The 24,169-nt window shown below is 58.1% G+C and carries 21 protein-coding genes, 1 tRNA gene and 2 pseudogenes; 16 read left to right on the top strand and 8 right to left on the bottom strand.

The window, feature by feature from the left end; all coding sequences use genetic code 11:
- Window positions 1-3: 3 nt before the first annotated feature.
- A complete protein-coding gene (locus tag WI754_RS14935) occupies window positions 4-804 on the bottom strand; it encodes a M10 family metallopeptidase C-terminal domain-containing protein (protein ID WP_349434254.1) in 801 nt (266 codons plus the stop codon).
- A 93-nt stretch (window positions 805-897) separates the two neighbouring features.
- Here WI754_RS14935 and WI754_RS14940 point away from each other — a divergent pair, with 93 nt between their 5' ends.
- The 13 genes from WI754_RS14940 to tig all read left to right on the top strand — a co-directional run bounded on the left by WI754_RS14940 (window position 898) and on the right by tig (window position 13,139).
- The gene (locus tag WI754_RS14940; protein ID WP_349434255.1) at window positions 898-1,125 is read left to right on the top strand and encodes a hypothetical protein; all 228 of its coding nucleotides are present in this window, start codon (window positions 898-900) and stop codon (window positions 1,123-1,125) included.
- 3 nt (window positions 1,126-1,128) lie between these two features.
- Complete coding sequence (locus tag WI754_RS14945) at window positions 1,129-1,359, top strand: hypothetical protein (protein ID WP_349434256.1); 231 nt, start codon at window positions 1,129-1,131, stop codon at window positions 1,357-1,359.
- A gap of 56 nt (window positions 1,360-1,415) precedes the next feature.
- The gene (terL, locus tag WI754_RS14950; protein WP_349434258.1) at window positions 1,416-3,143 is read left to right on the top strand and encodes a phage terminase large subunit; all 1,728 of its coding nucleotides are present in this window, start codon (window positions 1,416-1,418) and stop codon (window positions 3,141-3,143) included.
- A gap of 1,506 nt (window positions 3,144-4,649) precedes the next feature.
- Complete coding sequence (locus tag WI754_RS14955; RefSeq protein WP_349434259.1) at window positions 4,650-5,075, top strand: hypothetical protein; 426 nt, start codon at window positions 4,650-4,652, stop codon at window positions 5,073-5,075.
- A 114-nt stretch (window positions 5,076-5,189) separates the two neighbouring features.
- Window positions 5,190-5,369, top strand: coding sequence for a hypothetical protein (locus WI754_RS14960; RefSeq protein WP_349434260.1), 180 nt, complete (start codon window positions 5,190-5,192; stop codon window positions 5,367-5,369).
- Between the two features lie 101 nt (window positions 5,370-5,470).
- Window positions 5,471-7,189: a hypothetical protein gene (locus tag WI754_RS14965; protein WP_349434261.1), complete on the top strand. Its 1,719-nt coding sequence runs from the start codon at window positions 5,471-5,473 to the stop codon at window positions 7,187-7,189.
- 53 nt (window positions 7,190-7,242) lie between these two features.
- Window positions 7,243-8,277: a M28 family peptidase gene (locus WI754_RS14970; protein WP_349434262.1), complete on the top strand. Its 1,035-nt coding sequence runs from the start codon at window positions 7,243-7,245 to the stop codon at window positions 8,275-8,277.
- Between the two features lie 549 nt (window positions 8,278-8,826).
- Window positions 8,827-8,979, top strand: a complete 153-nt coding sequence (locus tag WI754_RS14975) for a hypothetical protein (protein WP_349434264.1) — start codon at window positions 8,827-8,829, stop codon at window positions 8,977-8,979.
- 80 nt (window positions 8,980-9,059) lie between these two features.
- Window positions 9,060-9,440 carry a hypothetical protein gene (locus tag WI754_RS14980; RefSeq protein WP_349434265.1) on the top strand — a complete coding sequence of 127 codons (381 nt, stop codon included), beginning with the start codon at window positions 9,060-9,062 and terminating at the stop codon, window positions 9,438-9,440.
- Window positions 9,406-10,374 carry a site-specific integrase gene (locus WI754_RS14985; protein ID WP_349434266.1) on the top strand — a complete coding sequence of 323 codons (969 nt, stop codon included), beginning with the start codon at window positions 9,406-9,408 and terminating at the stop codon, window positions 10,372-10,374. Before WI754_RS14980 ends, WI754_RS14985 begins: the two co-directional genes overlap by 35 nt.
- A 535-nt stretch (window positions 10,375-10,909) precedes the next feature.
- Window positions 10,910-11,215, top strand: coding sequence for a hypothetical protein (locus WI754_RS14990; RefSeq protein ID WP_349434267.1), 306 nt, complete (start codon window positions 10,910-10,912; stop codon window positions 11,213-11,215).
- 43 nt (window positions 11,216-11,258) lie between these two features.
- Window positions 11,259-11,341 (top strand) — tRNA-Leu (locus WI754_RS14995).
- 322 nt (window positions 11,342-11,663) lie between these two features.
- Window positions 11,664-13,139 carry a trigger factor gene (gene tig / locus WI754_RS15000; protein WP_349434268.1) on the top strand — a complete coding sequence of 492 codons (1,476 nt, stop codon included), beginning with the start codon at window positions 11,664-11,666 and terminating at the stop codon, window positions 13,137-13,139.
- A gap of 261 nt (window positions 13,140-13,400) precedes the next feature.
- Here tig and sthA read toward each other — a convergent pair whose 3' ends face one another.
- On the bottom strand, window positions 13,401-14,807 hold the full coding sequence (gene sthA / locus WI754_RS15005) for a Si-specific NAD(P)(+) transhydrogenase (RefSeq protein WP_349434270.1): 1,407 nt from the start codon (window positions 14,805-14,807) through the stop codon (window positions 13,401-13,403).
- 262 nt (window positions 14,808-15,069) lie between these two features.
- Between sthA and WI754_RS15010 the strand changes: the two genes are divergently transcribed.
- Window positions 15,070-16,119 (top strand): magnesium and cobalt transport protein CorA, encoded by a 1,050-nt coding sequence (locus WI754_RS15010; protein WP_349434271.1) that lies wholly within the window; start codon window positions 15,070-15,072, stop codon window positions 16,117-16,119.
- 13 nt (window positions 16,120-16,132) lie between these two features.
- Here the strand turns inward: WI754_RS15010 and WI754_RS15015 are convergent.
- The 6 genes and pseudogenes from WI754_RS15015 to phaC all read right to left on the bottom strand — a co-directional run.
- Window positions 16,133-16,300 (bottom strand): annotated as a pseudogene (locus tag WI754_RS15015) (JAB domain-containing protein); the annotation flags it as partial.
- A 552-nt stretch (window positions 16,301-16,852) separates the two neighbouring features.
- Window positions 16,853-17,776 carry a HEPN domain-containing protein gene (locus tag WI754_RS15020; protein ID WP_349434272.1) on the bottom strand — a complete coding sequence of 308 codons (924 nt, stop codon included), beginning with the start codon at window positions 17,774-17,776 and terminating at the stop codon, window positions 16,853-16,855.
- Window positions 17,777-18,221: 445 nt separating this feature from the next.
- Window positions 18,222-18,812 (bottom strand): annotated as a pseudogene (gene radC, locus WI754_RS15025) (DNA repair protein RadC); the annotation flags it as partial.
- A gap of 53 nt (window positions 18,813-18,865) precedes the next feature.
- Window positions 18,866-19,693 carry a type I methionyl aminopeptidase gene (gene map, locus WI754_RS15030; protein WP_349434273.1) on the bottom strand — a complete coding sequence of 276 codons (828 nt, stop codon included), beginning with the start codon at window positions 19,691-19,693 and terminating at the stop codon, window positions 18,866-18,868.
- Window positions 19,694-19,721: 28 nt separating this feature from the next.
- The gene (gene sfsA, locus WI754_RS15035; protein ID WP_349434274.1) at window positions 19,722-20,441 is read right to left on the bottom strand and encodes a DNA/RNA nuclease SfsA; all 720 of its coding nucleotides are present in this window, start codon (window positions 20,439-20,441) and stop codon (window positions 19,722-19,724) included.
- A gap of 22 nt (window positions 20,442-20,463) precedes the next feature.
- Complete coding sequence (phaC, locus tag WI754_RS15040) at window positions 20,464-22,317, bottom strand: poly(3-hydroxyalkanoate) polymerase subunit PhaC (RefSeq protein ID WP_349434275.1); 1,854 nt, start codon at window positions 22,315-22,317, stop codon at window positions 20,464-20,466.
- Window positions 22,318-22,407: 90 nt separating this feature from the next.
- Here phaC and WI754_RS15045 point away from each other — a divergent pair, with 90 nt between their 5' ends.
- Window positions 22,408-22,827, top strand: a complete 420-nt coding sequence (locus WI754_RS15045) for a hypothetical protein (RefSeq protein ID WP_349434276.1) — start codon at window positions 22,408-22,410, stop codon at window positions 22,825-22,827.
- A gap of 121 nt (window positions 22,828-22,948) precedes the next feature.
- On the top strand, window positions 22,949-24,166 hold the full coding sequence (locus WI754_RS15050; protein ID WP_349434277.1) for an LL-diaminopimelate aminotransferase: 1,218 nt from the start codon (window positions 22,949-22,951) through the stop codon (window positions 24,164-24,166).
- Window positions 24,167-24,169: the final 3 nt, after the last annotated feature.

Consider the following 24,169-nt stretch of genomic DNA (forward strand, 5'->3'; position numbering starts at 1 on the left):
GAGCTACAGGATGAAGTTATCTCCGTAGAACTTCAGTGTGTTTTCTATGCGGAGTGTGAAGTCGGCTTTCGTGTCGCCATTCACGTCCGCATAGATAAACGCATCGCCCTGCTTGACTTCATATCGTAGTTCCCCAGCATGACCGGTGAACCCCTTGGTCGCAAGCCATGTGAAATCTTGATTGCCGCTGACCTTCGTGTTGGCGTCAATCGTATGCAGGTCAACCTTGTCCCGCGCACCGTTCGTCCAACCGAAAATTCGATCCGGTGTCGCTGTGGTGCTTTCCTTGATGGATTTGAACAGGAAGACATCACTATCACGTCCGCCGTTGAGGACATCGTAGCCCGTACCGCCATAAAGAATGTCGTTACCGCCCCAGCCGACGAGGTGGTCATTTCCTGCGCCGCCAACGAGCTTATCCATGCCTCGGTCGCCAGCTAAGGCGTCGTTACCTGCGGTTCCTTTGGTGTAGTCAAGAACATCCACCACGGAGCGGTCAAAACCCCCGATGGTCGTCCTCACACCACCAGTGTCGATCTGCTCCACTGTCACATGCAGGGAGAAGTCCAGCGCCCCGTATGCAGCGTAGTCCAGGTCTGCCAGTAAGACGATTTGGTTTCCCACGACGCCGAAGGTGCTGATGGGGGTATCGACGGGCCCTGCCATACCGCCATATTCCACGGTGGCATACTGGATTTGGATTTCGAACGTAACGTCTTCCGATCCTGAAGCCGGGACTAGGTCAGCGATGACCGCACCGGCTTTCAAGGTTTCAACCAAGCTCACGACGTTTACTACACCCACGATTCTCACTCCCGATTTTCATCGGGAAAATACCCCTCGGAAAACCGGAGTCAACTCTCGGTTTTTCGCACAGTTCTTTACAATCAGAAGCTAATGGAAAACTCCGACATCAACGAACTCCAGCGCTCCCTCGGGCGCATTGAGGGCAAGACCGACGCCCTTCTCATCAACCAGGATCGCCTCCGCGAGGACTACGACACGCTCAAACAGGACGTGGTCTCCCTCCGTTTCAAGCTGAACTGGTATGCCGGTGCTCTCGCGACAGCCGGTTCTATCGCGGTGCTGTTCAAGGACCGCATTCTCCATCTCATCGCAGGTTAACCCATGAGTGCCGCTTCCATCGACGTGATGGCCGCGCTTCACGGTATCGTTGCCGAGGAGCTGATGAACCGCATCAAGGATGGGACGGCGACTGCCGCCGACATCTCCAATGCCATCAAGTTCCTCAAGGACAACGGCATCGAAGCACGAGCTGACAAGAATGCTGCCGTGGCCTCCCTGGCCTCGCAGTTCCCGACGTTCCACGATGAGGAACAGGCCATAGGCCGACACTGACGATCCAGGGGAGCCTTCGGGTTCCCCTCGGTCCTTCTTCTCCCCCGAGCATCCCTTTGACCTACAAGGAAGCCCTGAAGTCCTCCACCGCTGGTGTCGAGGCCGATCCGCTACGTGCGGATTTCCGTAAGTTCATGTGGCTGGTCTGGAAGTACATCAACCTTCCGAACCCGACCGCCGCTCAATACGACATCGCCCGGTTCCTCCAGACCGGCCCCAACAAGATTTGCATCGAGGCTTTCCGAGGTATCGGGAAGTCCTTCGTCACCTCGGCCTTCGTCCTCTGGGTCCTCTACTGCAATCCTCAGATGAAGATCATGGTTGTCTCGGCCTCCAAGAACCGAGCCGACAACTTCGTCACGTTCACGATGCAGTTGATCCAGCTCATCCCTGAGCTGCACCACCTGAAGCCCAAGCCGAACCAGCGGTCCTCCCGCGTCGAGTTCGACGTTGGCCCAGCGGAGCCCGACCAGACACCCTCGGTGTTCGCCAAGGGCATCGACAGCCAGCTCACGGGTGGCCGTGCTGACATCATTGTCTCCGACGACGTTGAGGTCTGGAACAACTCCCAGACGGTCGCCGCTCGTGACATGCTGATCGAGAAGACCCGCGAATACTCCGCTATTCTGAAGCCGCTGGCTCACGCTCGCATCATCTACCTCGGCACCCCTCAGACCGAGGACAGCATCTACAACAAGCTGGCCGAGACCTTCACCAAGCGCATCTGGCCCTCCCAGGTTCCCACCAAGGAAGAAAGACCTGGCTATGGTGATGACCTCGCGCCGATGGTCGAGGCGATGTACGAGCAGGGCCTCTACGGGCAACCCGTGGACCCCGAGCGTTTCGACCTGGACGAACTGATCGACCGACGCTCCGAGTACGGGGCCGCTGGCTACCAGCTCCAGTTCATGCTCAACACCAAGCTCTCCGACGAGGAGAAGTATCCGCTCAAGCTGAAGAACCTCGTGGTCATGCCGGTGCCCCCTCAGAAGGCACCCTACGATGTCCACTGGCTCCCGAACCCCGACAGGCACCTCAAGGACCTCCCGCTCTACGGGATGGCCGGGGACAAATACTACGCCGCTGCTGGACACTCTGCCCAGTGGGAGAACTACCAGCACCGCGTCATGGCTATCGACCCCTCGGGCCGAGGCAAGGACGAAACCGGGTACGCTGTCGGCTTCATGCTGGCATCGAACATCTGGGTCCCCCAGGCCGGTGGCCTCCAGGGCGGCTACGATCCCGAGACCCTGGACGAACTCGTCAGGATCGCCAAGGTTCACAAGGTGCAGACCATCGTGATCGAAAGCAACTTCGGTGACGGCATGTTCGGTAAGCTCCTGGAACCGGTCCTCCTCAGGGCAGGGGTGTACGCTGAGATCGTGGAGGTTCGCTCCAACACGATGAAAGAGATGCGCATCCTGGACATCCTGGAGCCGGTCATCTCCCAGCACCGCCTCATAGTGGACCCCTCGGTGATCGAGGACGACCACAACACCATCCAGGTCTACGAGGGCCTCGTGCGGTCGCACAAGAGCTTGTTCCATCAGATGACCCATATCTGCCGGATGAAGGACGCCCTGCGTCACGATGACCGTGTGGACGCCCTGGCGATGCTCGTGGGACACTTCGTGGAACTCATGAACCAGGATGCTCGAAAGACAGCCTCAACGGTTCACGAGGAGGCCATGAGGGCAGAGATTGCCAAGCTGCATCTCAGTCCCCTTAACAAGCACTTCGGTACACATCGAGTAACTTGGGGAGGCAAGAGTGGCCTCATCTAAGACAAGAGAAGTGAAGACAAGTATATTGACTTCTTATACTCTGTCATGCTACCCTATCTCACTTAGAGATAACCTAGAGACACCCTCAGTTATCTTAGGTTCATTATAGGTTATAGACCAGTAGTATTATACCTAAGAGATAACCCTGAGTGACACCTGGAGTTCCCTTCAAGTGTCCTCGGGGTATCATCCTCCTACTTCTCCTGATACTTGGTTTGATGTAGCTCCCTGGGTTCCCCCTGAGAGCCCCTCAGAGAGCCTCCAGGGCTCCCGGCTACCATCCATCATATTTCTCCTGCATCGCTCTGTACGGCTCTCCCCGTGTCATGTAGATTCACTGCCGGTTCCCCTGAGGGGACCACCGGACCTTTTTTGTGAAAAATCTGTATCGCTATACGTATATACCCTGCTACCTGTAATCCCCCCCGTGCCCCATCCAGTACAACTTGAAGTGCCCTATACGGCACCAACGGACGGCACACTCCAAGCTAAGTCATTGATTTCATTACATGCTCTGCTAGATGTAGTATCTGTAACCTAGCAGATAACCCCAAGAAACCCAGCGTTTGCAGGGGTTTGAGCCGCGAGCCTTTACGCTTACGTGTGCTCTCCCACATTTTTCAACCTAAGGGCAACTTAGGGTGCCTCGCTCCCATTTCCTATCGATCACGAAATGTTACACGCTGTAACACAATCGGTAACATTCGGTGATCGCCATATATAGCACGGGCACATAGCGCGGGTTCTCTGGGTTCTCTCTGGGTTCCTATACCGTCGCCAAATTATCCTCAAAAACACTATTGCCAACGATAACGAAGATATGCTTATATTTAGTCACGGTGATCGAAAGGCCACCGGGCAGGGGCACTAGGGTCTCTGGGTTCTTCGAAATCTCTGGTCTCTCCCATGTCTTGATACCTCAAGGTATCCACCGGTTCACTGGGTCTCTTACATCCGACTTGCTACGGCTAACAGGATTGAGATGCTGGAAAATGCGGCAGGATGAAACGCCTTCGAAATTATCTTCAAAACACGGATTGACTGCGATAACGAAGACAACTAGATTTAAGTCACAAACGAGCGACGGACTGCCTAACGGTCCTGAGCGGTCTCAGATGGAAGCTCTGAGTGTTCTTTGAAAACCGAATAGGATTGTTGGCATGGCTGCAAAGCGCAGCGAACGGGATAACCGTGTGCCCCTCAATCCAGCCGCTAGCAGACCGTCCTGAAATGTCTGCTGACCGATCGTTACCGCTCAATTGTGAGGCGTAGCTGAGGCGGGTCGAAAAGAGAGTACGGGGCAGGGGTCCAAACCTTGTCAGCTAGTAAGTCGAAGTGTGTCGTGTGGCGACACATGGGGTAACCTGAAGGCTCTGTAAGTAAACCCGATGAATGCGCTAGAATTGCGAGTGATCATAACGAACGAATGACAATTGAACCCAATGATTGTCTTAAAGGCACCATCGCATTTGGTGGTGCTCATTAATGCAATCGGAGTTTAACCTAATGCAAACCTATACCCATCTGCATATGGAAGCGGTGGCTTGTCTCTGGGAAGCCATGCTCGATGTCAACATGGAAGGCTGGGCTCGCGACCGTGAGAACCCTAACCGGTCACCGCTGGTTCTCCCTGCGATGGCTGAGAACAACGTGTGTCTCTATGCCCAGTGGCAGGATGTTGGCTCGGTCGAGATGCGCCATGCTGCCATCGGTCTCGCTGATTTCCTCCTCAAGACATGGGATGCCATGACTGAGAATGAACAACAGGATCTCATCCCATATGACTGGGAGTTTGTCCCCAAGTTCCTCGCCCAGGTGACGTGGGAGAATGGTGTCCCCGTGACATCCGAGAACCCTCGCGAGATGGCGAACCTTATCCTCGGGAAACCCGTGGGAACCGTGAAGGCTCCCTATGGCTGGGATGTCGCGTGATGAACGCCCTCTTGGAAAGCGCCATGATGCTGGGTGCTACCTACAGCGTCCTCGCCCTCGGGATACTCCTGAGCATTATTGTGTCCTAACCCCTACGTTAACGGAGGTAATAGCATGACCCGCAAGGACTATGAGCTGATAGCTGCCGCGTTCAAGCGCCAGTTGGCAATGAAGGTCGATAAGGCCGAGCACGATGTGCTGAGTGATCTCGCGGAAGACCTCGCGGGTGAGTTCCTCGCCCTCAATCCGCGCTTCGATGTGAACCGCTTCCTCAAAGCCTGTGGTTTGTCTTAATGCCTACGATAACGGAGAGAATAACCGCGACCGAGATTATGAACGCTCGGTCTGAGATGGAGCGCTACTGCCTCCAGGACCTCGTCCTCTTCGGACAATCCATGTCCCTGCGCTCCCTCGATAACGCGATCTTCGTGTCCCAGCGGGTGCCGATCCCTGAGTTCTACGGCCGCAGCTATGCGGACGAACATGCCGAACTGCGCCCCGTCTCCATCATCCACGATGAACTCTCGTTCACCCTTGAACCAAGGAAACCCGTCATGACCGAAGTAACCGCGAACACTACCGCCGTCCCGTCCGCTGACATCCACGTCCGTCCGCCGCTGCCTGAGGGCATCCGCTACATGTTCGATGACTGCGACCGTGTGACGATCACGGATGTCTCCGGGGCACCTGAGGGTGCTTTCCACCCCGATCATGAGAGCTACATGGGCTACCTATACCGCAACAGCCCCACTTACGGTTTCGACGCGGGTGCTGGCACCTATGATCTCGCGAGTTCCGTTCGCCGTGATCAAACCGCGTCTGTCGTTCACTTCATCCGCCACCCTACCGCTCGCGACTATGGTAAGAGCCCGGCCTTCGAGGGACACCCAGGTAACTTCGCGCTCTACCCGTACAACTCGGGCAACCCGTGGAGGGATTGCGACTGGTGGAAGAACAACTACCTCCGTTGGGTCGAGCACATGCCAGCCCCGTCCGTGAAGCATCCGGGTCTCCTGATGTACTTCCAATCGCCGGAAAAGCGTGCTCGTGACATCCGCACTCCCATCAAGCCGGGCAAGTACCTGACGAAGTTCTTCAGCGACGTGCTGACTGGCGAGGAGATCAACAACTTCGCTGTCATGTGGAGCAACATGGCGACCCCTCCGAAACTCTCGGTCACGATGGATGCCGACGAGATCGAACAATTGTACAAGGGCAAGCACAACGGCTCATGCATGCACTTCGCGAACGATGGCTATAGCGGCGATCAGCATCCAGCCCGTGCCTATGCCGGTCCCGATCTCGCCCAGGCATACATCGGGGACCTCGATTGCGCCGACGCTCGCTGCCTCGTGTGGCCCGAGAAGATGATTTACTACCCGAAGTTCTACGGGGACTACCGTCGCCTGGAGAGCGCCTTGGAGGTGGCCGGTTACAAGCGAGCCAGCGAGGATGCCTTCATCGGTGCCCGTATCCAGCGCCTTCCGTACAAGGGGACCTTCGTCGCTCCGTACCTCGATGTCGGCGGGTCCCTCAAGGATGATGGGGAATACCTCTCGATCAGCGATGACGGCGGGTATCCCTGCCGGGAAACCGATGGGCTCGCGGTGGCTGGCAAGCGTTGCACCTATACCGGCGGCCGCTTCTCGGAAGATGAGATGACGCACGTCAGCGACTATGGCTGGGTGAACGACGAGAGCCTCCATAATTCCGGCTCGTTCTTCGAGTGCGCTGTCACCGATGAGTGGTATCACGTCGGTAATCGGGCTCGCAGCCCCAGTGATTACCCGGTCTCTAACTACGCGGTGCGCAACCTCAGGAACCTCGTGTTCTATTGCGACGCAACCGACATGTACTACCTGAACTCGGAGTACAGCTACGTCCAGATGGCGAACGGGGATTACTGGGAAGCGGACCACTTCGCCTCCTGCGGGTCAACCTGCGACCTCTCCGGTGAATGCTACCCCGATGACGAGGTGACCTACCTCGACAACGGCAAGTGCGTGGCGGACTGCCTCATTGACGAGGAAGACGAGGCGTACCGCGCTTTCGCTGGTCTCGACACCTCCGATAACGAAGACACCGACGAAAACGTAGAGGTTGAGGCGGCTTAACGCTGCCTCTCCCACCCTTTCCAGCAGCCCGATAATCATAAGGAACCTATACCGTGGCAAAGCTGTCTCAGGACGAAAAAACCATCCTCGCCATGTTCTCCTACATGCGCCCCTCGGGGACACCTACGGAGACCATGTTCATCGAACGCTTTCTGACGCCCCTGGGGTTCACTCGTGATCCCTTCCAGAACCTCGTGCTGACCGTGGGCGACAAGCCACGCATCCTCTGGTCATCCCATGTGGACACCGTCCACGGCAAGGAAGGTATCCAAACGCTGGCCTATGACGGCGAGATGCTGACCCTCTCGAAGGGCGCGAAGCTCAACTCAAGCTGCCTGGGTGCCGACGATACGGCCGGTATCTGGCTCATGACGGAGATGATCAAGGCGAACGTCCCAGGCGTCTACGTGATCCACCATGCCGAGGAGAACGGGTGCGTCGGCTCCCGTGATCTCGCCAGGGGGAACCCCGAGTTCTTCGCGGACATCGACGCGGCCATTGCCTTCGACCGCATGGGCTATGACAGCGTGATCACCCACCAAATGGGTATGCGCACGGCGAGCGACCGGTTCGCCCTGAGCTTCAGTATGATGCTCGATGACGCCCTGGGCGACGGCAGCAAGTCCAAGTACGCGGCCGACGACGGCGGAGCCTATACCGATACCAACGAGTATTCGCACCTCGTGCCGGAATGCACCAACATCTCCGTTGGTTATCACAGCCAGCACACCCGCAATGAAAGCCAGCACGTCGGGCACCTGATCGCCCTGCGGAACCTCCTGGTCAAGGCGGACCTGTCAACGCTCGTGATCGCTCGTGATCCGGCCCAGGTGGAATACGCGGGGTCTCGGGGTTTTTACCGAGGAGGGTTTTTCGGTCACGGCAACTGGGACCACGACGACCCCTGGGATAACCCCAAGAACTACACGGCTTTCCCGGATCGACGTTCTACGGGGTCGATGGAGGACCTAGTCCGTGCGTATCCCGACGTGGCCGCGAATATCCTGGCGTCCTACGGGATGTCCCGGAACACGCTCATGGATGAGATCGCTGACATGTACGGGGATGCCGCCCTTGAAGCCGTCTAAGCTCCCGCAAATCTTTCGGGACATCATCGATCACGATGCTCGACGGCCGGTCCTCCAGGGACCGGTTGTCCCTCTCGCCAGTTACCGGAAGTGGAAGTTGCGGCGGATCGCGTTGTCCGTGGCGGCAAACCTATACCGGAAATCCCAGAAACCACGGACCCCACGAGGTCCCTCAACATAACGGAACACTGCAATGGTTAGAGTGCATGAAGAGTTTTGGACGAAGTCCGAAGCGGAGAATTTCTGGCGCGATTATTTAATGCAGTTTGTCCCAGGCGTTTACGGCACGGTTCTACGCACATTTCGCGACCGTGTCGCTGGTATGTGGGTTGTAGCTGGTCATCGCTTCGACTGAGAAATCCCTGATAACAGGAATAGTTGAGGATTAGTTAATTCTAGTACTGGTACGATGGTTGGACCTGTGGTTATACACTGCTCGTCGGTACTTCGGGAAACCGCTAGGAAAACTTTCTTCACCTGCTTTACATCTAGGAATAAATTCCGCATAAAAGCGGAGCCAGCGGCAGCTATTGCGAAGGGAAACGGGAAGTGCAGATTGAATTTTACAACAAAGCCGGTGAGAAGATCGTGGCAGTGTTGGTGGATACCGACGATCACTGGGAGGCGTGTGAACAAGGTCACACAATGCTACAGGCCGAGCTTATCTGTGGGGCGGATGATTTCCAGGTGCTAGAGGATTAAATTAGCATTTTCTGGGATGTTGACGTTATCGGAGATAAATCTTATCGTGCCTGCCATTCATACAAGAGGGTACTAAAACAATGGCGACTTCGGAACGTACTAAGCTGAACTCCATAATCACCGCCCTGCGTTTCTTCAATCAGTTTGATACGAAGATGCAGGTGTCCACCATGCTGACTCTCCTAGAGATCGCTGCGGCCGGATTGGATAAGCGGTCGATTGCCGTCCAGGACCTCGAACAGAAGATTGGGATGCTTTCCGGTACGGCATCCCGCAACGCCCTATACTGGGCGGAAGGCCACAATGACATGCGTGGTGGGCACAAGATGGTCGATATCTCGATTGACCCGAATGATCGCAGGAAGAGGTCCCTAAAGCTAACCAGCAAGGGGAGAGCATTCATCGACAGCATAACAGGAGGTAGTCATGGCGCGGAAGCGCGGGACGAAATATCAAGCTGACGTTGTAATTGACGGTGTTCGGAAGCGACCGTCCTTCGCAACACTGGCCGAGGCGGAAGCCTATGAAAATGCAGTTGCCAAAGGTCTTCCCGAAATAGGGGCGACTACTTTCAAAAAGTTCCACGAGACCCACTTCGCCTTTATTTGGGGCGACAACGGGGCACCCCAAGCCACCCAGTACGGTCTCGACGCTCTCGATCAGTTCATCCCGGCATCCAAGCCTATCTCCGAGATCAACTCGGCGTTCATCATCTCGGTTGTCTCGGAGATGAAGAAGACGGGCGTGTCCAACGCGACGATCAATCGGCGGCTCTCGGTCCTCTCGAAGCTCCTCAAACACGCGGAGAAGATGGAGATCACCCGGAAGCCTCCGATGGATTTCCTGAAGGAAGCTGAGGGCAGGGAGCGCGTCCTATCCCGTGCCGAAGAAGCGAAGATGTTTCAATACTTCGACCATATGGGGCTAACCCTCTCGGGTGCCGTGGTGCGCTTCCTGCTCTACACGGGGTGCCGCCTGGGCGAGGTCTTCTCCCTTGAGCGGGAGCGTGTGAGCGAGGGCCGGGTGACCTTCCACTACACGGTGACGAAGACGAGCAAGACCCGTCTCGTGCCTTTGATCGGCCCGGCGAAGGACGCCTGGGACACCGTGCGGAAGATGTCGGCACTCGACAAGCCGTTCTCGTTGCTCCCCAGGGACACCTTCCGTGATCACTGGAACCGCTTCAGGGGACACATGGGCTTGCTGGAGGATGACCAGTTCGTGCCGCACATGCTGCGCCACACCTGCGCCTCCAGGCTCGTCTCCAAGGGCATCCCGTTGCCCCAGGTCATGATGTGGATGGGTCACCGGAACATTCAGACGACCATGCGGTACTCCCATCTGGCCCCAAAGGACCTCGATGGTGCCGCGAAGGCGCTGATGGAAGATGCATGATGTCGCATTGCTCGAAGCGACATTTCTGTCCCGATAGGGCGCAGGGGATCGCTTGTCGAGGCCCCTGCAAAGCCCCTAGTTTAGAGAGTACCGGCCGCACCGACCATCGTCGGCCATCGGTCCCTGACAGGCAACCCGAGCTAACTCTCGAAGTTCACCTGCATTTCTCCATTGCACCCAGTTCGCTCCCAGGCTGACGGCCAAGAGCACGAGGATGGTGACGAGGCGTCCGTTCATCACGGAGCCACGCAGTTGAAAGATGCCATGAGGTTGCCCGTCTGATGAAGCTGGGCGACCTTGCCATACTTCTGACAGTGAGCGTCTGCGTCCCGCGTGGCCGCTCCGATGTTCATATTTCCTACCATTGTGTAGGTGATCCCGGCTGAATTTCCAGTGCCCGACGAGGCGCAGCCAGCCAGCAGTGCGAGCGCAACAAGCGCAAAGCGCATGAGACTTCCTTTCAAATTTGAGATGAAACCCACGGCTAACTTGATCGCGCTGCGATTGCAAGACCGTGGACATATGGAGAAGAGAGATGACGAAAATTCCTGTGACCGGACAACCGACGAGCGGCCTCTTATCCAAGATGAAGCGGCCCTTCGACCTCACCAAGACCCAGTTTCTCGCGGAAGGATACGGACCCACGACGGTCCTCAGAGCTTTTCGGCGGAAAAGTGCAATGATGCTATTCAACGGCTCCGGGCAACCCATCCGGCTTATTTCGTGGGAGGACTGGGGCAATTTGAAATCAACCTATCCCGCAGAGGTGGCGTCGGAGGGGCTGACCTGCAAGAATGTCTGGACGTTGGAAGAGATTAAGACCCGGCCCACGCCTGTCTAGCGACTTGACCCTATACCGTGCTTGTGACATACCGCGCCACCAAGCGGGTATGGCGGAATTGGTAGACGCACCTGGTTTAGGTCCAGACGCGCAAGCGTGGGAGTTCGAGTCTCTCTACCCGCACCAAAACACTGTGCCAAAGCTGTGCCAAGTTGTGACGGCACTGGCACGAGGAGGGGGCTGAAACGCCGGGAAACCTTAAGTTACTGGGTTTCCTTGTAGATTTAGGTTCTGGTGCCGCAAGGCGTGGGAGTTCAAGTCTCTCTACCCGCACCAGAATGAAGGACGTCCAGGGCTGGTTCTTGGCGTCGATCGAGAAGACGGCGCCATTTTGCTTGCAAAACGGTGACTGATTTGCGTAAAGCCACTCCCGGCAAATGGATCGGCTCAAGTGCTCGTGTAAAAGAACACCGACAGAGCCCTGTCAACGTGAAATGAAGGTTTGAACATGCAGGTTATCGAAACGCTCGCTGAAGGGCTGAAGCGCGAACTCAAGGTCGTTATCCCGGCCAAGGACATGGAAGCTCGTATGAACGAGCGTCTTGAAGATGCCAAGGGCAAGGTCAAGATCAACGGCTTCCGTCCGGGCAAGGTGCCTTTCGCACATCTGAAAAAGATGTACGGCAAGTCGATCATGGCTGAACTGGTCAACGAACTCGTTCGCGAAAAGCCGACCGAGATCCTGTCGGAGCGCGGCGAAAAGTCGGCGACCCAGCCGGAAATCGCGATGACCGAGAACGAGGCCGAAGCCGACAAGATCCTCAACGCAGAAGTCGACTTCGAGTTCACCCTCGCTTACGAAGTCATTCCTTCGATCGTCCTGAAGGACGTGAGCGGTATCAAGGTGACGCGCGAAGTCGTCGATATCGACGAGGCCGAGGTCACCGAGCAGATCCTCAAGATCGCAGAAAACGCCCGCACCTACGAAACCAAGAAGGGCAAGGCCGCAAACGGCGACCGCGTCACGATCGACTACCTCGGCAAGGTCGATGGCGTTGCCTTCGATGGCGGCAAGGACGAGGACGCTGAACTCGTTCTCGGCTCCAACCGCTTCATCCCGGGCTTCGAAGAGCAGCTCGTCGGCGTCAAGGCTGGCGACGAGAAGACCATCACCGTAACCTTCCCGGCTGAATATCCGGCTGCCAACCTTGCAGGCAAGGAAGCCACCTTCGACATCACCGTCAAGGATGTTGCCGCCGCTGCCGAGGTGGAAATCAACGACGATCTCGCCACCAAGCTCGGCCTCGAGTCGGCCGACAAGCTCAAGGAAGTCGTCCGCGGCCAGATCGAAAGCCAGTACGGCTCGATGACCCGCCAGAAGGTCAAGCGTCAGATCCTCGACCAGCTGGACGAACTCTACCAGTTCGACACCCCGCAGCGCCTCGTCGACGCAGAGTTCGACAACATCTGGCGCCAGATCAACACCGACCTCAGCCAGGCCGGCAAGACCTTCGCCGACGAAGACACGACGGAAGAAGAAGCCCGCGCCGAATACCGCAAGCTGGCTGAACGCCGCGTGCGCCTCGGCCTCGTTCTCTCTGAAATCGGCGAAAAGGCCGGCGTTCAGGTCACCGACGAGGAAATGCAACGCTCGCTGTTCGAACAGCTGCGCCAGTTCCCGGGCCAGGAAAAGCAGATCATCGACTACTTCCAGAAGACCCCGGGTGCCGCCGCTTCGCTGCGCGCGCCGATCTTCGAAGAAAAGGTTGTCGATCACCTGCTTTCCGAAGTGAAGGTCACCGATAAGACCGTCAGCAAGGAAGAGCTGATGGCCGACGACGAAGACGGCGCTTCCGAAACGAAGAAGGCCGCTCCGAAGAAGAAGGCCGCTGCCAAGGCTGACGCTGCCGAAGGCGAAGAAGCCGCTGCTCCGAAGAAGAAGGCCCCGGCCAAGAAGAAGGCCGCTGACGACAGCGCCGAATAAGGTCAGCGCTTCTCTCACAAATTTGAAGAGGCCGTCCCGTGAGGGGCGGCCTTTTTGCTATGGTGCAGGGATCTATGGGAGGTGTCGTCGTGCGAAGGGCACACATGAGATACCACAGAGCTGTGGCGGTTTTATCGGGCGGCTCGCCTGTGTTCTGCAAATTTCAAACGACGAGTCGTCCAGCTTCGTCAGCACCGGACCAGCGTTGAGGCTGGCAAACTGTGTGCGGCGCCCGTAGATGATACAGACCGGAGGCGTCGCTTATCCCTTCGCGATGAGTTCGCCCATCCGATTGCCGGCGTCGAGGCCGGCGATCTTGTAGGCTTCGGCCAGTGTCGGATAGTTGAAGGTGTTTTCGACGAAATACTCGACCGTGCCCTTCAGGTTGAGTACGGCCTGGCCGATATGGACGAGTTCCGTCGCACCTTCGCCGACGATATGGACACCGAGCAGGCGGCGGGTCTTCAGCGAGAAGATCAGCTTCAGCAGGCCGGAATCAAGCCCCATGATGTGGCCGCGCGAGGTCTCCCGGAAACGGGCAATGCCGCATTCGTAAGGGATGCCACGTTCCTTGACCTCTTCTTCCGTCAGGCCGCAAGTGGAAATTTCCGGCACGGCGTAGATGCCGTAGGGGAAAAATTTCGGCGGCTCCTTTGCGATCGCGCCGACGGCGACGCGTGCAGCGATTCGCCCCTGTTCCATCGAGGTTGAAGCAAGGCTCGGAAAACCGACGACGTCGCCCGCCGCATAGATATTCGGAACCGATGTCTGGAACGTCTCGGGATTGACGCTCAGCCGACCGCGGCTATCGGCTTCGAGCCCGGCTGCGGGCAAGTTCAGCGTGTCGGTCGCGCCCATGCGACCGGCGGCAAACAGCACCATCTCGCAGACGATGACACGACCGCTGTCGAGCGTGATTGAACACTTGCCGTCCGGCGTCCGCTCCACCTTTTCCGCCTTCTGGCCCAGATGCAGCTTCATGTTGCGGTCACGCAGCTGATAGGTGAAATCCTCGACGATTTCCTTGTCGATAAAGTCGAGCATCGTCGCCTTCGGATCGATCACGGTGACATGTGTGTCCAGCGCGCTGAAGATCGTCGCATATTCGATGCCGATGACCCCGGCGCCGATTACGGCCAGGGAACGCGGCAGATCTTCAATTTCCAGCAATTCGTCGCTGTCGAGCACCGTCTTTCCATCGAATGGTATGTAGTCCGGGCGGAACGGTTTTGTGCCGACGGCGAGAAGAATGCTCGTTCCGGAGACCCGAATGATTTCTCCGTCGTCCTTGACGATCTGCAGCGTTTGAGGGTCGATGAAGCTCGCCTTGCCGCGAATATGCTGGACGCGGTTGCGGGCAAACTGGTGCTCAAGAACCTCGACCTCGTGATCGAGCGTGATCAAAAGGCGGCGGCGCAGGTCTTCAGCGCTGATTTCCTGCTTGACGCGATAGGCGCGCCCGTAAAAACCGCGTTCGCGCCAACCGGTCAGGTTGAGCGCTGTTTCGCGAAGGGTTTTGGAGGGAATGGTGCCAGTATGAACGGAGACGCCGCCGACCCGCTTTCCCTGTTCGACGACAAGAACCTTCTTGCCCAGTTTGGCTGCCTGAATGGCGGCCCTGCGCCCTGCAGGCCCGCTGCCGACAACCACGAGATCGTACTGGTTCATGACGCGTTTCCGATGATGAAGAAAGAATCATTGTGCGTTGCGGCAAATTCACTCGCAAGCGGATATAACGTCAATCTCACAGTTTAATAAAGCCTTATGAACTACCCTCGGGCTCGTAGATGCTTATTTTACGAAAAGCGCTATATTGCCGCGTGAAGGTCGGTATCCGGCAGGGACGGCGCTCCGAAATGGGCTCGCTGCAGATATCCGATGCGTAGCGAATTCGACGGGTAATGCCCAGTTTGCAGTGGGAGATGGTATCATGGCTTTGCACGAGACCGACGACGCGCGCGTTGATGATCTCAACACCGACACGCTTCCGTCAGCAAAGCCGCGCAGCCGACCCGGCGTCGTTGCTGCTGCAGTCTACGAACATGGCCAGCGCATTCGCGATATCGAAATCCAGGAAGCTCACCATTGGAAGGGCCGTGACAACGCTGTCGTCTGGATCGGGCTGCACGAGCCGGATGAAGCGCTGCTGCGGGAGGTGCAGTCCGAATTCGGTCTCCATGAGCTTGCCATCGAAGATGCGGGCCATGCCCACCAGCGCCCCAAACTGGAGATCTACGGCGACGCGATTTTCGTTGTGGCGCGAACGGCCCATATGGGCGGAGACGAAATTGTCTTCGGTGAGACCCATCTCTTTGTCGGCCGCGGCTATGTCGTGTCCGTGCGTCACGGGCCATCGACCTCCTACAATCAGGTAAGGCAGCGGTGCGAGGCTTCGCCGGCGGCGCTGGCGCATGGCGAGAACTACATTCTCTATTCCATCCTCGATTTCATCGTCGATAACTACATGCCCGTCGTCGAAGGTATTCACGCGGAAGTCGAGGAATTGGAAGAGCGGGTGCTGCGCGAGCGGCTCGACAAGAAGGATATCGAGCGGCTCTATTTCCTGCGCCGCAGCCTGCTTCGGCTGCGCAACGCGGTCGTGCCACTGGTCGACGTCTGCCGGCGTCACGAGAATCTCGAACTGCCCGGCATGGACGTAACGCTGCACGCGCTATTTCGCGACGTCACCGATCATGTGCGCCGCGTTCAGGAAGATATCGACACCCTGCGCGAAGTCCTTGCCTTCACCTTCGAGGCCAGCCTTATGATCGGCCAATCCGAGCAGACGGAGATTTCGCGCAAGCTGGCGTCCTGGGCTGCCATTCTGGCGGTACCGACCGCGATCGCCGGTATCTATGGCATGAACTTCGACGACATGCCCGAACTCAAGTTTCGCTACGGTTATTTTCTGATCCTGGGGGTAATCGTCGTCACGTGCAGCCTCCTCTACCGCATGTTCCGGCGAATGAAGTGGCTGTAGAGACCCGCCCGGCTTAGATCAGTCGCAGCCCCTTGAGGCTTGCATGACCGTCCTTGCCGACGATGATGTGATCGTGAACGGTGATGCCGAGCGGCTTTGCCGTTTCGATGATCATTTTGATCATGTCGATATCGGCACGGGAGGGTGTCGGATCGCCGGAGGGGTGGTTGTGGACGATAATGCTTTCAACGCGTTTCAACGCTTGTCGGATTGCGGTGTCCGTGAGGCTCGATTGTCTACCTGCGAAAAGTAAACTTGAAGAAAGAGTACTTCAATAAACCCGAGACTGGGTGACCTGAACCCTTAAAACTGGTCCGGATCGAGGAGTATTGGTCGGACGCTGATCGCGTGCAGATCGGACGTGATCGTGTGAGACATTCTCGTTATGGATCGCAGGATCGCATTATGATTCATGCGGAACCTGTGCATTGCCGCCACAATACGGAGATTAGACGTTCCTCCAGTACCAGCCGGCCGGTCGGCCCACTATGGCGGCTCAGCAAGCGAGATATTTGTCTCCTGGTGATGGCCGCAGTTGCGCGCAAAGGTGCCCTCGCCGTGATCTCGATTACCGAAAACAATTCCGCCTTGATCCCCTGGCAGGTTAGGCGAGATAGTGATGAGGACTGTCTGATGGGGGATGCGCTTGCTAGTTGGCGCGGCGCCATTGACATCAAAAATGCGCAGTCTTCGCCGATCGATCAGTCCCACAACAAAAGCCAACGTTTGACTATTACGCAGCCAGCCGTTCGGCGCAAAGAGTGGCGACGACCTGCTTCAGAACCTTCAGCCGTTCCACGAGCCAGGTCAGTTCCTCGGCCGTGATCGCATACTGGGAGGAATAGCGGGCCTCGACATAGGCGCGATCCAGGCGCGCAAAGCAGCGGCGGGCAAAACGGCTGTCGCGCGGCCATGCCTCGATCAGCCTGCTGTCGATGCGTTCGGCATGGGAGCGAAGGAAACTCAGCCGATGCGATTTCGGGCTGTAGAGGGTCCTTACGAGCAGAACGCAGTGATAGAGGCGTTCACTCGCCTGATGGAGCATGAAAGCAGCGTCACGGGTTACATCGTCCGCCATGCTGTCTTGAGCTAGTTTAAGGGCGTGGCTTGCCAGCGGAAACCAGTGATCAAAGTGGCGTTGCGCCTCGGCCCTTGCGTCATCGGGCGTGAGCGGTTTTGCGGCGGCGAGGGGGAAACCTGGCTCCTCGTAGAGCACGACGCCGTCGCGGGCGATGTCGGTAAAGAACGGTCGGCCGCGGGCCAGTTGATCGTTGAGGTCCATCAGGCTGTGGACGATGAAGTTCACTGGCGTGTCGAGATGCCGGGTGACGGTCAGTTCGCGCACAAAACGCTCGCTGGCCCGATCCCAATAATCGTGCGGGTCGGCAAAGCTCTCGGCACTGACGACGACGAGCAGATCATAGTCGGACCGATAGCCACTCTTGTGATCCTCGACCCAATCGCCGCGCGCATAGGAGCCAAACAGGACCAGCTTGAGAATGCGGCCTGTCTTGCGTTTGTCGGAGAGTTTTCCCTTCTGGGCTTCGTCGAATTCATCAAAGAGAATCTCGGCGACACGGCCGAGCTCGCGACGTTTGGTTTCTGGCAGATGGTCGAGGCGATCGGTGAACGTCAATTGTTTCAGTACTTTCTTCAACTCCGCATGGTGGCGGGGAAAATCGATGTGAAGCGCGCAGCGGCATCCACATGGCAAACGAAGCCTGGACCGTCAAAGACTGTCCGCGCTCCGGTTATCCCTCTCGGTCGTGCGCCCAGTATCACTACCTGGGGTACCTGAGGTCAATCGACTAGTGCCTTGAATTCCCGATCAACATTGCAAGCGGATCCTTCCCCCTACCAACCAGCCCGGAACCGCTGGCCTTGCCGAGCGCGAGCGTCGTCGTTGCCGAAGATCCAAACGCCAATTTCGGCGCGCTTGAATCCAAACTGGCTAAGACGGCAGGTGAGTGAGTGCCTGAAATCAATGTCTGTCGGACCGAGACCTCTCGACAAATACGCGATCATGGTGAACGAGGAGTTCAAGGCCTAGGTGGCATTGTCGGGACTGCATCAGGGGCGACTCGCTCCCGCGAATACCCCATGTGGTTGTGCACGAGAATCAGCGCGGTGGCCGAGAGTTCCAGGCGCTTCACCACTTCGCGCGGATAGACCGGCGTGTGATCGACGGTACCCGTCTGCTGCACTTCGTCGGCGATCAATGCATTACGCTTGTCGAGGAAGAGAATGCGAGATTGCTCACGGGTCTCGTGCGCCATGGCAGCGTGGCAGTATTCGATCACGGATGACCAGGAGGCGAGAACCTGCTTGCCCTTGAGTTCGCTTTTCAGCGTCCGGTGAGCGACAGTCGAAATGAGTTTCAGATCAAAAGCCACGGCCTCGCCAATTCCCTTCACTTCCTGCAGCAAGGCCGGGGAGGCGCCGAAGACACCGGCAAGCGTCCCGAACCGGTCGAGCAGCGCCTTGGCGATGGGCTTGGTGTCGCGGCGTGGGATCAGGCGGAAGAGCAGCAGTTCCAGAATTTCGTAGTCCGTAAGCGCGGTGTCGCCATGGTCTCAGTAGCGGGTCCTCAGCCGATCGCGGTGGCCATGATGGTGCGCGTCGTCCTGGGCGGTTGCTAGGCCGAGGCCCGAGCGCTTGGCTGGCTGTTCCGCGAAAAAGCCCCTTTCGTCAGCCGGTTGCGAAGTGTCGCCGTCGGGAGAGAAAGGGGGCTTTGTCATCGCGAACCCTATGCTGGCAGGCCCGGCCGGTCGAGGCCGGCCGGCGACAGGGTGAAAATCTCGCAGCCGTCGGCCGTGACACCGACCGCATGCTCATATTGGGCGGAGAGGGATCGGTCGCGGGTGACGGCGGTCCAGCCGTCGGCCAGGACCTTCACGTGCGGGCGGCCGAGATTGATCATCGGCTCAATGGTGAAAATCATGCCCTCGCGCATTTCCGGGCCTTCATTTGCCCGACCGTAGTGCAGGATGTTCGGGGCGTCATGAAACAGCCGGCCGACACCGTGGCCGCAGAAGTCGCGCACCACCGAGCAGCGCTCCGCCTCGGCGAAGGTCTGGATGGCCTCGCCGATGGCACCGGTGCGCGCGCCGGGCTTCACCGCGGCAATGCCGCGCATCAAGCATTCGTGGGTGACTTCGAGCAGGCGCTCGGCCGCACGCTTGATCTCGCCGACCGGATACATGCGGCTGGAATCCCCGTGCCAGCCATCGATGATGTAGGTCACGTCGATATTGACGATATCGCCTTCGCGTAGCGGCTTTTCATTGGGAATGCCGTGACAGACGACATGGTTGATCGAGGTGCAGGAGGATTTTGTGTAGCCGCGATAATTCAGCGTGGCGGGCAGCGCGTTGTGATCCATGCCGAATTCGAACACGAAGCGGTCAATCTCGTCGGTCGTCACGCCCGGTTTGACGCGGCTCGCCAGTTCATCAAGGCAGCGGGCGGTTATCTGGCAGGCGCGCTTGATGGCGGCGAAATCCTCGGGCGTGTAGAGGCGGATGACGCCGGTATTCTTGTAGGGCGCAGACGCTGCCTCGATATAGGTGACCATTACGATACTTTCAGTTGTCTTCCTGTTGTCATAGATCAGCAAAGGCGGGTTCGTCCATCATGATCAGACCGTCCGGCACAATTTGCTGCGGCGAAACCCGGCATTTGACGGCAAACGCCTCGACGCCGCGCCGTCCCGCCCGCAGGAATGCTTGGGCATAGAGCGGGTCAAGGTCATTGCAGATCCTGAAGATCGCGCAATCATCCCGCTGGATGAGGTAGATCATGATGCCGCGATGACCCGCCTCGACCATGTCGCCGAGTTCCTCGAGATGCTTCGCGCCACGTGCCGTCGGGCTATCCGGGAACTCGGCAAGGCCTGAAGCGCGGCTGAAATGCACGTTCTTGACTTCGACATAGGCGCGGCCGCGCTCGGGGTCGGTCAAAAGCATGTCGATGCGGGAGTTCCGACCGTATTTCTGCTCGCGCTGCAGGGTCGAATAGAGATGCAGATCGCCGATCTGGCCGGCTCGGATCGCTTCTTCCGCCAGCCGGTTTGGCAGCCCGGTATTGATGCCGACAACGGTGCCGCCCACTTCCACCATCTCCAGCATATGACGATATTTTCGCGTCGCGCTGTCGTGTTCCGATAGCCAGATGCGCGATCCGGGCGAGGTCAGGCCACGCATCGAGCCGGTATTGGGGCAGGAGCCGGTGATCGCACGGCCGTCCTCCAGAACCGCGTCGAAGAGGAAGCGCTTGTAGCGTTGGACAAGGACGGCAGGCACCAGCGGCCGGTCGAAAATCATGGAGCCGGATGTCCGTTCTGGGTCAAGCGCGGGCGCGGACGTAGGAGCCGGGTGCCTCTTCCAGCGAGTTCAGCGTTCCCCCTGTCTTGCGGGCGGCAACCCGCTCGCTGTCGAGCGTTTCGATCCAGGCCTGCCAATGCGGCCACCACGAGCCGGGCGTCTCCTTGGCCGTCGCTACCCAGTCGTCGAAATCGCCCTTGGCGGGACCACCGGTCCAGAACTGGTACTTGCCCTTGTCCGGCGGATTGACGACACCGGCGATGTGCCCTGATCCGGACATGACATAGGTCACGTCACCGCCGAAGAACTGGCTGCCGACGAATACCGATTTTGCCGGCGCGATATGATCTTCCTTGGTAGCGAGATTGTAGATCGGGATTTTCACGTCACTGAGCGAGATCTTTTTCCCGGCCAGAACCATCTTGCCCTTGCTCAGGTTGTTTTCGAGATAGCAGTTGCGCAGGTAGAAAGAGTGGTTCGCCGCCGGCATGCGTGTCGAATCGGAGTTCCAGTAGAGCAGGTCGAAGGCTGAAGGTTCCTGGCCTTTCAGGTAGTTGTTGACGAAATAGGGCCAGATGAGATCCGACGCACGCAGCATGTTGAAAGCCATGGCCATCTTCGACCCGTCGAGATAGCCGTTTTCTTTCATCCGCTGCTCGATCTGCGCGATCTGCTCCTCATCGGCAAAAACCTTGAGATCGCCCGCATGGGTGAAATCGACCTGCGTCGTGAACAGCGTGGCCGACTTGATGCGCGTATCGCCTTCCTTCGCGTGCAAAGCAAGCGTTGCAGCGAGCAGGGTGCCGCCAACGCAATACCCGATCGCGTTGACATCCTCTTCTCCGGTTGCCTGACGAATCGTGTCGAGCGCAAAGCCGATGCCCTCGCGGGCATAGGATTCCCAATCCTTGTTGGCATGGCGCTCGTCCGGATTGACCCAGGAGATCACAAAGACGGTATGTCCCTGATCCACCGCCCATTTGATAAAGGACTTCTGCGGATTGAGGTCGAGAACATAGAATTTGTTGATCCAGGGTGGGCAGATCAGCAGCGGGCGCTTCAGCACCGTCTCTGTGGAGGCATCGTATTGCAGAACCTGGCAGACATCGCTCTGGGCAATGACCTTGCCCGGCGTAATGGCGATGTTCTCGCCGACGGCGAATTTGCTCGTATCCGTCTGGCGCAGTTTGAGATCGCCTTTGCCGGCAACGATGTCCTCGGCGAGCATCTGCATGCCCTTGACGAGGTTGGCGCCGCTCGACGCCACCGTTTCGCGATAGAGCTGCGGGTTCGTCGTCACGAAATTGGCCGGCGAGAGGGCGCTTGAAAGCTGCCGCACGTAAAAGGCGGCTTTGTGCCTGGTGTGTTCGTCGAGCCCATCGGCATCGCGTACCATCCGGTCCGCCCAGTTGGACGTGATGAAATAGCTTTGCCGCAGAAAATCGAAGAAGGGATTGGCGACCCAGTCGGCGTCGGCGAAGCGCTTGTCGTCGCGCGGCACTTCGTCCGGGTCACTCACGGCCTCGCCGCTCATTTTTTGCAGCGTGCGTGTCCACATCGAGAAGAAGCTTCCCATCAGGGAGGTCTGGGCCTCCAGAGTGCGCCTCGGATCGGACAGCCAATATTCGGAGACTTTCGACAGCGTCTTGACCATATCGACGACCGGATCAGCGATCATATCGGTCTTCTGACCGCTTTCGCGCGGTGCAAGCCAGGCGGACGCCGCCTTGCCGAGTTGCTCCACTGTGCGTGCCATATTCATCGCCAGGGCCTCAGGATCCTTGACGATATAGGGATCGACGGACTTCGGGTCGAAACCGCTAAAACCATCCGCGCTGGAGCCGGAAGGGTTCTCGGTCTTCCTGTCTTCTGCCACCCGGTTTCCTCCACAGATGTTTGTTTGTTTTGTCTTTTTACATTCTGCCTTAAAATGATTACAAGTGCCAGCGCGTGTTGGACTGGCCTCTTGGCTGTCAGCCAATTTCGGGCGAAGATCGAGCGGCACAGACCGGGCAGGGGCATGATGAAGAAGTCGGGAAAAGCAGCGATGATGCGGATGGTAACGGCTTGTGGAACAGTTGGTTTTGCGCTTGTTCTTGCCGGCTGCAATTCTGCGACGGTTGGCGAGCAGCCGTCCGTCTACTCCGCCACCATGGCCAAGCCCATTCCGGCGGACGTCTATCCGGTGATCGAAGGCAAGCGGCCTGCGGCAAGCGTACAAATGAGCAATGAAGAGGCTGCCGCCCAGGAAGCACGGCTGACGGCATTGAGTTCGGCCCGTACGTCCGGCAAAATCTCCGAAGCGGAATATCAGCGCCGCCTCAAGGAGCTACAGCTGCTTGCCGCCAATCACGGCACCGATACGCTGAAGCAAATACAGAATTAGCGCTTGCGTTTCAGCTGATTTGGACGCAAAGCGTTTCGTGGCCGCGTGGGCCGATTGCACCGCGCGTTTCTCCTTGCACGCATGTTCCCAGCAACGGAGACCGCGCAAGACGAGGTTAAAGATGGAAGAGTTTCACAAAGTCCGGCGTCTGCCGCCTTACGTTTTCGAACAGGTCAACCGTTTGAAAGCCAGCGCGCGAGCGGGTGGAGCAGACATCATCGACCTCGGCATGGGCAATCCCGACCTGCCGACGCCGAAATCCGTCGTCGATAAATTGTGCGAGGTCGTTCAGGACCCGCGCACCCACCGCTATTCCTCGTCCAAGGGCATCCCAGGTCTGCGCCGGGCGCAGGCCGCCTACTACGCGCGCCGCTTTGGCGTCAAGCTGAACCCGGATACGCAGGTCGTCGCGACGCTCGGTTCGAAGGAAGGCTTCGCCAATATGGCGCAGGCGATTACGGCGCCGGGCGACGTCGTTCTTTGCCCCAACCCGACCTATCCGATCCATGCCTTCGGCTTCCTGATGACCGGTGGCGTGATCCGCTCGATCTCGGTGGAGCCTGACGACACGTTCTTCCCGCCGCTCGAGCGGGCGATCCGGCATTCGATCCCCAAGCCGATCGCGCTCGTGATCAACTATCCGTCGAACCCGACGGCGCATGTGGCGACGCTCGATTTCTACAGGGAAGTCGTTGCCTTTGCGAAGAAGCACGACATCGTCATCCTGTCGGATCTCGCCTATTCGGAAATCTATTTCGACGACCTGCCGCCGCCGTCCGTTCTGGAAGTTCCCGGCGCGATGGACAACACGGTCGAGTTCACGTCGATGTCCAAGACATTCTCCATGCCCGGCTGGCGCATGGGGTTTGCGGTCGGCAACGAGCGGTTGATCGCTGCACTGACACGGGTCAAATCCTATCTCGATTACGGCGCCTTCACGCCGATCCAGGTGGCCGCAACCCATGCGTTGAACGGTGATGGTTCGGACATTGCCGAAGTCCGCAATATCTACAAGCGCCGCCGCGACGTTCTGGTCGAAAGCTTCGGCAAGGCTGGATGGGACGTGCCGCCGCCGGCGGCCACCATGTTCGCCTGGGCGAAAATCCCGGAAAAGTTCCGTCATCTCGGTTCGCTGGAGTTTTCCAAGCTGCTGGTGGAAAAAGCCGACATTGCGGTGGCCCCGGGCATCGGTTTCGGCGAGCAGGGGGATGACTATATCCGCATCGCGCTTGTCGAGAACGAACACCGGATCCGCCAGGCGGCCCGCAGCCTGAAGAAATTTCTTTCAACGGCAGACGACACCTTGCACAACGTCATCTCGCTGAATGCTCATCGCTGAGGC

The organism is Pararhizobium sp. A13, assembly GCF_040126305.1.
Classification (GTDB): domain Bacteria; phylum Pseudomonadota; class Alphaproteobacteria; order Rhizobiales; family Rhizobiaceae; genus Pararhizobium.